Annotated in this window: 11 protein-coding genes; 6 read left to right on the top strand and 5 right to left on the bottom strand. The window is 68.5% G+C overall.

What is annotated here, in order from left to right; translation table 11 throughout:
- Positions 1 to 61: 61 nt before the first annotated feature.
- Complete coding sequence (gene mfd / locus CCN51_RS42495; RefSeq protein ID WP_086860797.1) at positions 62 to 3,595, bottom strand: transcription-repair coupling factor; 3,534 nt, start codon at positions 3,593 to 3,595, stop codon at positions 62 to 64.
- A gap of 245 nt (positions 3,596 to 3,840) precedes the next feature.
- Here mfd and CCN51_RS42490 point away from each other — a divergent pair, with 245 nt between their 5' ends.
- The 3 genes from CCN51_RS42490 (at position 3,841) to CCN51_RS42480 (ending at position 4,682) form a co-directional block, all read left to right on the top strand.
- Positions 3,841 to 4,086, top strand: coding sequence for a hypothetical protein (locus CCN51_RS42490; protein WP_014176907.1), 246 nt, complete (start codon positions 3,841 to 3,843; stop codon positions 4,084 to 4,086).
- Positions 4,087 to 4,179: 93 nt separating this feature from the next.
- The gene (locus CCN51_RS42485; RefSeq protein ID WP_043486950.1) at positions 4,180 to 4,434 is read left to right on the top strand and encodes a type II toxin-antitoxin system Phd/YefM family antitoxin; all 255 of its coding nucleotides are present in this window, start codon (positions 4,180 to 4,182) and stop codon (positions 4,432 to 4,434) included.
- Positions 4,431 to 4,682, top strand: coding sequence for a type II toxin-antitoxin system RelE family toxin (locus CCN51_RS42480; RefSeq protein WP_014176909.1), 252 nt, complete (start codon positions 4,431 to 4,433; stop codon positions 4,680 to 4,682). The genes CCN51_RS42485 and CCN51_RS42480 overlap by 4 nt, the downstream gene beginning before the upstream one ends.
- Before the next feature lie 53 nt (positions 4,683 to 4,735).
- Here CCN51_RS42480 and CCN51_RS42475 read toward each other — a convergent pair whose 3' ends face one another.
- Together CCN51_RS42475 and CCN51_RS42470 are read right to left on the bottom strand one after the other, a co-directional pair.
- Complete coding sequence (locus CCN51_RS42475) at positions 4,736 to 5,152, bottom strand: hypothetical protein (protein ID WP_014176910.1); 417 nt, start codon at positions 5,150 to 5,152, stop codon at positions 4,736 to 4,738.
- A gap of 8 nt (positions 5,153 to 5,160) precedes the next feature.
- Complete coding sequence (locus tag CCN51_RS42470) at positions 5,161 to 6,363, bottom strand: MFS transporter (RefSeq protein ID WP_043486953.1); 1,203 nt, start codon at positions 6,361 to 6,363, stop codon at positions 5,161 to 5,163.
- Positions 6,364 to 6,514: 151 nt separating this feature from the next.
- Here CCN51_RS42470 and CCN51_RS42465 point away from each other — a divergent pair, with 151 nt between their 5' ends.
- Positions 6,515 to 7,321, top strand: a complete 807-nt coding sequence (locus tag CCN51_RS42465; RefSeq protein WP_043486955.1) for a methyltransferase domain-containing protein — start codon at positions 6,515 to 6,517, stop codon at positions 7,319 to 7,321.
- Here CCN51_RS42465 and CCN51_RS42460 read toward each other — a convergent pair.
- Entirely contained in the window at positions 7,293 to 7,670 is a 378-nt protein-coding gene (locus CCN51_RS42460) for a hypothetical protein (protein ID WP_014176913.1), read from the bottom strand. The genes CCN51_RS42465 and CCN51_RS42460 overlap by 29 nt on opposite strands.
- Before the next feature lie 47 nt (positions 7,671 to 7,717).
- The gene (locus CCN51_RS42455; RefSeq protein WP_014176914.1) at positions 7,718 to 8,053 is read right to left on the bottom strand and encodes a hypothetical protein; all 336 of its coding nucleotides are present in this window, start codon (positions 8,051 to 8,053) and stop codon (positions 7,718 to 7,720) included.
- A 189-nt stretch (positions 8,054 to 8,242) separates the two neighbouring features.
- Here CCN51_RS42455 and CCN51_RS42450 point away from each other — a divergent pair, with 189 nt between their 5' ends.
- Both CCN51_RS42450 and CCN51_RS42445 read left to right on the top strand, forming a co-directional pair.
- Positions 8,243 to 9,097, top strand: coding sequence for a helix-turn-helix domain-containing protein (locus CCN51_RS42450; RefSeq protein ID WP_014176915.1), 855 nt, complete (start codon positions 8,243 to 8,245; stop codon positions 9,095 to 9,097).
- A 14-nt stretch (positions 9,098 to 9,111) separates the two neighbouring features.
- The gene (locus CCN51_RS42445; RefSeq protein ID WP_014176916.1) at positions 9,112 to 9,312 is read left to right on the top strand and encodes a DUF397 domain-containing protein; all 201 of its coding nucleotides are present in this window, start codon (positions 9,112 to 9,114) and stop codon (positions 9,310 to 9,312) included.
- Positions 9,313 to 9,349 lie beyond the last annotated feature (37 nt).

Raw genomic sequence — 9,349 nt, 5'->3', positions numbered from 1 at the left:
CGACACGCCGTGGTGTCGGCGTGTCGCGGCTAATAACCACCGCAAACCCGAGGCCTCCCGGCTACGCCCCCAGGATCGTGGTCAGGAACTCCCCTGTCCACGCCAGCAGATCCCGCCCCACCAGCGGCTTCCCGCCGATCCTGGCCGTCGCCGGCCGGGGCACCAGCACCTGCTTGGTGGCAGGCTTGACCACGGACCTCGGGTAGAGCCGCCCCAGCCGCAGCTCCTGCGATTCGCGCAGCTCGACCGGCCCGAAGCGGATGTTGGAGCCCTGGAGCGTGATGTCGCCGACCCCGCAGGCCCGCGCCAGCAGCCGCAGCCCCGCGACCAGCAGCAGGTTCTCCACCGGCTCGGGCAGCTTGCCGTAGCGGTCGGTCAGCTCCTCGCGGACGTGGCGGATGTCCTCCTCGTTGGACGCCGAGGCGATGGCCCGGTAGGCCTGCAGCCGCAGCCGCTCCCCCGGTGCGTAGTCGTGCGGGACATGCGCGTCCACCGGCAGCTCGATCTTGACCTCCAGCGGGGCCTCCTCCGGCTCCCCGCCCGCCTCCAGCGAGGCCCGGTAGTCGGCGACGGCCTCGCCCACCATCCGTACGTACAGGTCGAAGCCGACGCCCGCGATATGGCCGGACTGCTCGCCGCCGAGCAGATTGCCCGCGCCGCGGATCTCCAGGTCCTTCATCGCCACATACATGCCCGCGCCCATCTCGGTGTGCTGGGCGATGGTGGCCAGCCGCTCATGGGCCGTCTCGGTCAGGGGCTTCTCCGGCGGGTACAGGAAGTACGCGTATCCGCGCTCGCGCCCACGGCCGACGCGGCCACGCAGCTGGTGCAGCTGGGAGAGGCCGAAGTTGTCGCCGCGCTCGACGATCAGCGTGTTGGCGTTGGAGATGTCGATACCGGACTCGACGATCGTCGTCGAGACGAGCACATCGAACTTCTTCTCCCAGAAGTCGACGACGACCTGCTCCAGCACGTTCTCCGACATCTGGCCGTGGGCGGTGGCGATCCGCGCCTCGGGGACGATCTCGCGCAGCCGCGCAGCCGCCCGGTCGATGGACTCGACCCGGTTGTGGATGTAGAAGACCTGGCCCTCGCGCAGCAGCTCACGCCGGATGGCCGCGCCGATCTGCCTCTCCTCGTACGGGCCGACGAAGGTGAGCACCGGGTGGCGCTCCTCCGGCGGGGTCGTGATCGTGGACATCTCACGGATGCCGGTGACCGCCATCTCCAGGGTGCGCGGAATGGGGGTGGCGGACATGGTCAGCACGTCCACGTTCGCCCGGAGCTTCTTCAGCTGCTCCTTGTGCTCGACGCCGAAGCGCTGCTCCTCGTCCACGACGACCAGGCCCAGGTCCTTGAACTTGGTCTCGGAGGAGAAGAGGCGGTGGGTGCCGATGACGATGTCCACCGCGCCGTCCCGCAGCCCCTCCAGAACCGCCCTCGCCTCCGTGTCCGTCTGGAAGCGGGACAGCGCCTTCACGACCACGGGGAACTGGCCGTAACGCTCCGTGAAGGTGCCGTAGTGCTGCTGCACCAGCAGCGTCGTCGGCACCAGCACAGCGACCTGCTTACCGTCCTGCACCGCCTTGAACGCCGCCCGCACCGCGATCTCGGTCTTGCCGTAACCGACGTCGCCGCAGATCAGCCGGTCCATCGGAACCGACTTCTCCATGTCCTCCTTGACCTCGCCGATGGTCGTCAGCTGGTCCGGGGTCTCCGCGTACGGGAAGGCGTCCTCCAGCTCGCGCTGCCAGGGGGTGTCCGCGCCGAAGGCATGGCCGGGCGCGGCCATACGGGCCGAGTAGAGCTTGATCAGGTCGGCCGCGATCTCCTTGACGGCCTTCTTCGCCCGCGCCTTGGTCTTGGTCCAGTCCGCCCCGCCGAGCCGGTGCAGGGTCGGGGCCTCGCCGCCCACGTACTTGGTGATCTGCTCCAGCTGGTCCGTCGGTACGAACAGCCGGTCGCCGGGCTGGCCACGCTTGGCGGGCGCGTACTCCACGACCAGGTACTCGCGGGTGGCGCCCTGGACCGTGCGCTGCACCATCTCGATATAGCGGCCGACGCCGTGCTGCTCATGGACGATGAAATCGCCCGCCTGAAGGCTCAGCGGATCGATCGTCTTGCGCCGCCGGGCCGGCATCCGGGCGCCGTCCTTGCCCGCCGCCTTCTGCCCGGACAGGTCGGTCTCGGTCAGCACGGCCAGCTTGAGGCCGGGGTCCACAAAGCCGTACTCGATCGAGCCGCAGGCCACATGCACCACGGACGGCTTGATCTCGGCGAGGTCCCCGTCCAGCCGCGCCGCGATCCCCTCGCCGCCCAGCACCTCGACCGTACGGGACGCCGGGCCGTGGGCCTCGGTCACATACACCGTGTGCCAGCCGTCGGCCAGCCACCCCTTGGTGTCGGCGAGCGCGCGGGCGGTGTCGCCCCGGTACGTCTCGGGGGCGCGCATGCCCAGCTTGAGCGTGTCCTCCTCGACGTCCTCGTCGGCCGCGAACGGGCTCACCGACCACCACATCATGCCCAGCTCACGCGCCCGGTCGCGGACGTCGGCGATACCCCACAGCGAGGCCGCGCCCACATCGATCGGCGCCTCCCCGCCACCGGCCGTGGCCGCCCAGGACGCCTGCAGAAACTCCTGGCTCGTCGCCACCAGGTCCGCGGCCCTGGTCCGCACCCGCTCCGGCTCGCAGACCACGGCCATGCTGCCCGCCGGCAACACATCCAGCAGCAGCTCCATGTCGTCCACGAGCACGGGCGCCAGCGACTCCATGCCCTCGACCGCGATCCCCTCCGCGATCTTGCCCAGCAGCTCGCCCAGCTCCGGATGGTCCTCGGCCAGCGCCGCGGCCCGCCGCCGCACCTCCTCCGTCAGCAGCAGCTCACGGCAGGGCGGGGCCCACAGCCCGTGCTCGGCGACCTCCAGGGATCTCTGGTCGGCGACCTTGAAATACCGGATCTCCTCGACATCGTCGCCCCAGAACTCGATCCGGAGCGGATGCTCCTCGGTCGGCGGAAAAACATCCAGAATCCCACCGCGCACCGCGAACTCGCCGCGCTTCTCGACCAGCTCCACCCGCGCGTACGCGGCCGCCGCCAGCCCGTCGACGATCTCCTCCAGATCGGCGCTCTGCCCCGACCGCAGACTCACAGGCTCCAGGTCCCCCAACCCCTTGACCTGCGGCTGCAACACCGACCGCACCGGCGCGACCACCACCGACACGGGACCGGCCGCCGGATCGTCCACCCTCGGATGCGCCAGCCGCCGCAGCACCGCCAGCCGCCGGCCGACCGTGTCCGACCGCGGCGACAGCCGCTCATGCGGCAGCGTCTCCCACGACGGGTACTCCACCACCCGGTCCGGCGGCAGCAGCGACCGCAACGCGGCGGCCAGATCCTCGGCCTCCCGCCCCGTGGCCGTCACCGCCAACACCGGCCGCCCGGCGGACCGCGCCAGCGCGGCAACGGCAAAGGGCCGGGCGGCCGGCGGGCCGACCAGATCAACATGGTGCCGCCCGCCGTCAGCGGCGGCCTGAACCGCCTCGGCGAGCGCGGGGTCCCGTACGACGGCGTCGAGCAGACCGGTAAGGCTCATAAGGGGCTATTCCATCCCGGAGGCGAACAACGCGAATGGCCCGACACGTCTCACGGGCCGGGGGTCTTCCAGAGTACGGCCCCCCGCCGACAACGGCCGCCGGGTCCCGCCACCGCCGGGGCGGCACCTAGATCACACATGCGAACCGTCCGCACATGCGCGGCTGCGTCGGGTCACCCTGCAACAACATGGCGCCGACTCACCCCACGCGGCGCAGCCAATCGTTCACGCTCAAGGACGCCGACATGGAAGGTGAGGACTCCTGGGTCCACCTCCTGCCCATAGCCGACGTCCGCACCTTCACTGCCGAACTGTTCGAAACCATGCGGGCGGCCGACTCGGCCGGCAACGGCGCGTCCGCGCCCCAGGCGCTCATCGCGTGGCAGCACACCGCCGAGGTCTATTCCGACCCGGAGCTGCTGGCCGCCGCCCTGACCAGGGACCACGGTGAGGCCTACGGCCCGGCCCCGGACCCTCGGGACGTCGCGTGAGTGCCGATCACAGAGGACCGCGCCACGCAGCCACCATGGAGGACCGCACCCAGCCATGGGAACCAGAGTGCACAGTAGTGTACAGTTCTGCACATGTCTGATGTACTGCCCATGACGGAGGCCCGGGCCCGGTTCGGGTCTCTTGTCCGCCGCGCCTCCCACTCCCGCGAGCGCATCACCATCACGGACCACGGCCAGCCTGCGGCGGTGCTGATAAACCCCCAGGAACTGGCCGATCTGGAAGACGCCCTCGCACTGGCCCAGTACCGCATCCGCCAAGCGAACGGCGAAGTCACCGGCATCCCCCACGAAGAAGTCCGTAAGCGGCTGGGCCTGGAGCAGGCTTGAACTACCGAATCATCTGGGACGACCCGGCGATCAATGCCGCGGCGCGCTTCCTCAAAGACGACCCCGAGGGCTTACAGCAGGTCTTCGCCGCAGTCGATCTCCTCGCCGTCGATCCGCGCCCAATAGGCACCGCCGAATACGGGTCACCGGATCTCCGCCGCATGCACGTGGGCTTCTACCGGGTCATGTACGAGATCACGGAGTCGACCGTCACCATCATGGTCATGCATCTCGGTCGCACCGGCTGACCTGCACGCGGACATCCAGCCGGAGGGTCAGTGGTGCCGCTCGGGTACCGCCCCTACTCGTCGACGGCCTGGCTCGCGAGACGCTGGACCCCCCGCGAATCCGGCAGCACCCGTCCCTCGGCGTCGGCGGCCACGCCCCCGCCCCTCGGATCCTCCGGCTCTCCCACCCAGTACCGCACCGCTTCCCACGCGGAGAAGCCGGCGTCCCGCGCCTCCTTCAAGCGCCTTCTCCACGGGCCTCGGGCATCCCAACCGGCCGCCCCCATGCCCCTCCTGGGACAGAAGTCGGCCGCATCCGTCGTCTCCGAGCCCCAGAGGTAGCCGATCAACTGGCCGCGCAGGGTGACCGGGAAGCAGTGAACTGGTGCGTCGGAGACACTCCGGAACTCAGTCCGCTCCAGGGTGAACGGGCTGAGGTCACCGAACTCCGTGGGGCGGCCCGTCCACGGCTCGTACCGATAGTCCGACATTTCCTCTCCTACTTCCCGTGGATCAGGTGAGAACGCCAAGCGACCAGCACCATCAAAGCAGCGGTCACGCCACCGAACGTCATGACCGTCGAAGGGGAGGACAGGTCGACGATGACGCCTCCGGCCAATGCCCCGAACGAAATCGAGGCCTGGAAGGACGCCGTGAACATCACGGATGACGCCTCCGGCGCGTGGGGCGCCGCCTTGGCGAACCACGTTTGGGAGCAGACCGGGACGGCGCCGTAGGCCGTTCCCCACACCACCAGGAGAGCGATCGCCCCGGCACGCGATTGACCGAGCACGGGCAGAAGCAGGGTCGCGGTGGAAATCATCGCCGCCGCGACCGCGAACGTGGCGCGCGGGCAGCGGGCCGCGCGGGATCCGGCCACGAAGTTGCCGATGATTCCGGCGGCTCCGTAGATGAACAGGGAAACGGTGATGAGACCGGGACTCGCCCCGGTGACCTGCTCCAGGAATGGATTGATGTAGGTGTACGCGCCGAAGTGCGCGAGCACGATGAGAAATGTCGTGGCGAGTGCGAAGCGTGTGCTGACGCTGCGGAGCATGCCACCGAGCACGCTCAGACGAGTGGCCTGCTCGGGCGGGAGCGGCGGAAGCACCATGAGCAGCGCGATGAAGACGGCGACGGCCAGAACTCCCATGACCACGAACGCCATTCGCCAGCTGGTGGCGTCTCCGATGAAGGTCCCCAGCGGAACACCGAGCACCGACCCCAGGGGCACCGCCGAGAAAATGACCGCTGTCGCCCGCCCCACCGAATCGACCGGTACCAGACGGCTCGCCAGCCCTGCCCCGATGGACCAGAAACCGCCGATGGTGATCCCCACCAGCACCCGGGAGATGAGCACGAGCCAATAGCCGGAGGCCCCCGCGGCGAGGAAGTTGGCCATGGCCAGCAAGAGGATGAAGGCACACAGCATCAGCCGGCGGTCGATTCGCGCCGTGGCCACGGTGACCAGAGGGGCTGAGAGCGCAGCCAGGAACCCGGGCATGGTCATCATCAGCCCGGCCATTCCATCCGAGATGGTGAAGCTTGAGCCGATTGATGTCAGCAGGCCGATGGGCAGGATTTCCGTCGTGACGATGGAAAAAATGCCCATCATGACCGAGACCACCGCCAGCCATGAAGTCATGGCTGAGCGACTCGCAGATTCAGCGCTTCGGGCAGAGGACACGGTAGCCGTGGGCATAAGTTTCCGCTCTGTGTCGGGCGTTCCATAAGCTGTGCGACCACCAGCTCACCAAGGGCGCCGACCAGATACTGGCGGGATTGCGACTCCAACAGTCGCTCGGACGATGATGGCGTTTTCTCGCCATTGGTCCGTCCCTTACGTTTCGTTCATGAGCCCCCACGAAGTGCCGCACGCCTTCACCGCCGTCGACCGCCAAGCACGGCCAGCCGAACTCGTCAACGTTCTGAAGCGGTTGGCGGCCGAGCCGTTCTACGGCGCGTACAAAAGGCGGCTGCGCGAGCTCTTGCAGGCCCGTCCGGAGGGGCGCTACCTCGACGTGGGCGCCGGTACAGGGGCCGGCGCGCTGGCGCTGCATACAGAGACCGGGGCGCGGGCCGTGGGTGCGGACAGTTCCTTGACAATGGCCACCGCGATGAAAGCCGCAGGCCTCGCACACGTCGTCGTCGCGGACGGACACCATCTGCCGTTCCGGGACGCATGCTTGGACGGGGCGTGGGCGGACCGCGTGCTTCAGCATGTGGCGGATCCCGAACAGGTCGTCGACGAAATGACCCGCGTGGTCCGCCCCGGCGGGCGGATCGTGCTGGCCGACCCGGACTACTCCACTCAGGTCCTCGACATCGAGGATCAGGACCTCGCCGCCCAGGTACTGCGCTTCCGCGCCGAGGCCAATCTTCGCAACGGCACGCTGGCCCATCGCCACGCCGGCATGCTCGCGGCCCGCGCGCTGGCAGACGTCACGGTGGAGGCCCGGACTCTGGTCGTCCGGGACCCCACGGCCGTCGACAACGTGATGGGACTTCGGAGCTGGGCCCACACAGCCGCCGCTCGCGGATACCTCGACCCGGCTGCCGCCGACAGGTTCGTCGCCCAGTTCGATCAAGCGGTCAGCACGGGCCGCTTCGCCTACGCCGTGACCTTCTTTCTCACGTCAGGGACCAAGGCCGCCCGCTGACGACCCTTGCGCGGGCGGCCTGCATGACCTCCCGGATCTCATCCATGGCCGCCTGCCACTTTGAATCCTCTTTGTCGAGCGCCCGGGCGGCCTGCTCAGCGGCGTGCAGGCGCCGGGCCACCTCGGGAAACCGCTCGATCTCGATCACTGTGGCCCACTTGAGCTGGAACATTGCGATCGGCCCGAAGGTGTTGGATTGGGTGGCCATCGTGAAGACCGTGTCCCGCTCGGAAGCCATCTCCGCCAGGCGGGAGGGCGCGACCTGCGCGAGCGCGGCCCGCAAAGCAGGGAAGGTCTTCTCAGGTCTGGGGATCAGCGCCCCACCATCGTGAACCGGCTGCGTGCTCATGCGTCCTCTGCCCTCCAAGGGTGCGCCGGTAGATCCGTTCGGTGCCCTCACGCGGCCTCGGCCCGAGCGAACGTGGCACCGGTCCCCGGAGCGAGCCACACCAGCCGGGCGGAGACGCCCTTGCGTCGCCCGTAGTGCCACACCGCGCGCTCCGGCGAACCGAGCGACATCGTCACCGCCCCGCCCACACCGATCACATGCGCGCTGCCGTCGCCGTACGCCATGCCCCAGGCAGCGACGTGGCCGTCCGCGTGCTCCGTCTCCAGGTCGTACTCCTGGACCACGGCGAACATGCGGGGTGCGGTGTCGAGCACGAGTGCGCACGCCTCCTGGTCGAAATCGAACGACGCGGTGGTGGGGGTTTGGGGGGATACGGTGGCCATGGAAGTCTCCCGTCACGAGGAGGAGTTGGGCAGGGCGGCGGATCGCCAGCGAGGCAACGCCCCGACCGAGCATGTGAGTTACACCGTACGGCCCGCGTTGGACTACAGTCCATCACTCAGGTTCTTCCTAGCCCAACACCCCTCGATCGGGTGATAGCCGGGGCATGCACAAGCGAGGAGAAACAAACAATGGCCCGGACCAAACTCCCTCCCACCGTGAGGCAGCGACGCCTCGGCGCCGAATTGCGCCGTCTACGTGAGGACGTGGAGCTGTCCGCGACCCGGGCCGGTGAGCTGTTCGGGGCCACCCAGTCGCGCATCAGCAACATCGAGGCAGGCGGTTACGCGGTGAGCGCTGATCGGGTGCGCGCCCTGGCCCGGCTTTACGAGTGCACCGATGAGGAGCTGATCGAGGCGCTCACCGGTATGACTGGTGGGCGGACCCGGGGATGGTGGGAGGAGTACCGCGAGATCCTCCCCGCGAGCATGCTCGACCTGGCCGAACTCGAGCACCACGCCTCATACATGCGGATCGTGTCCGTCTTCCACATGCCCGGGGTCCTGCAGACAACAGAACACGCTAGTGCGCTCATCAGCGACGCCTTGCCCGCGCTGGCGCTGCACGAGGTGGAGCACCGCGTCTCGTTCCGCGTCAAACGCCAGGCGGTGCTTTACGGAGAGCGGCCGACCCCACTGACAGCGATCGTCCATGAGGCCGCTCTGCGTATGGGCTTCGGCGGGCCGGACGTAGCCCGCGCACAGCTCGAGTACCTGATCAAGATGAGTGAGCTGGAGAACGTCACCGTGAAGGTGGTCCCTTTCGGCGTAGGGATCTTCCCCATGTCCGGACAGGGCATCGTCTACTGCGGTGGAGAGGTCCCGCGACTCGACACCGTCCAGCTCGATTCGGACCATGGGTCTGAGTTCCTGGACACCCAGCCACAATTGGCCCGGTACCGAAACGTACTGGACCGGATGGAAGCCTGCGCCCTCCAACCTGTGGAGTCACGCGACATGATTCACCACATCGCGCAGGACATCTGATCTAGGGAGCGCATGTGTCCACAGATAACTGGCGGAAGTCGTCCTACAGCCCGAACGCGGCGAACTGCGTCTACGTCTCCGCAGGGGACAACCACACCGTGCGGCTGCGCGAGAGCGACGCCCCCGACGCCATCCTCACCGCCACGCCTGGCACGTTCAGCGCCTTCATACGCGCCGTCAAGGCAGACGTCTTCGGCCGGCTCGCCGCAGACTGAGCCAGCAGGCCCCCGGACACCCCACCCCTTTTAAAAA

It is taken from the genome of Streptomyces milbemycinicus (genome assembly GCF_002154605.1).
Classification (GTDB): Bacteria; Actinomycetota; Actinomycetes; order Streptomycetales; family Streptomycetaceae; genus Streptomyces; species Streptomyces milbemycinicus.
The sequence above is the reverse complement of the archived record's forward strand: the minus strand, read 5'-3'. Positions and strand labels throughout refer to the sequence as shown.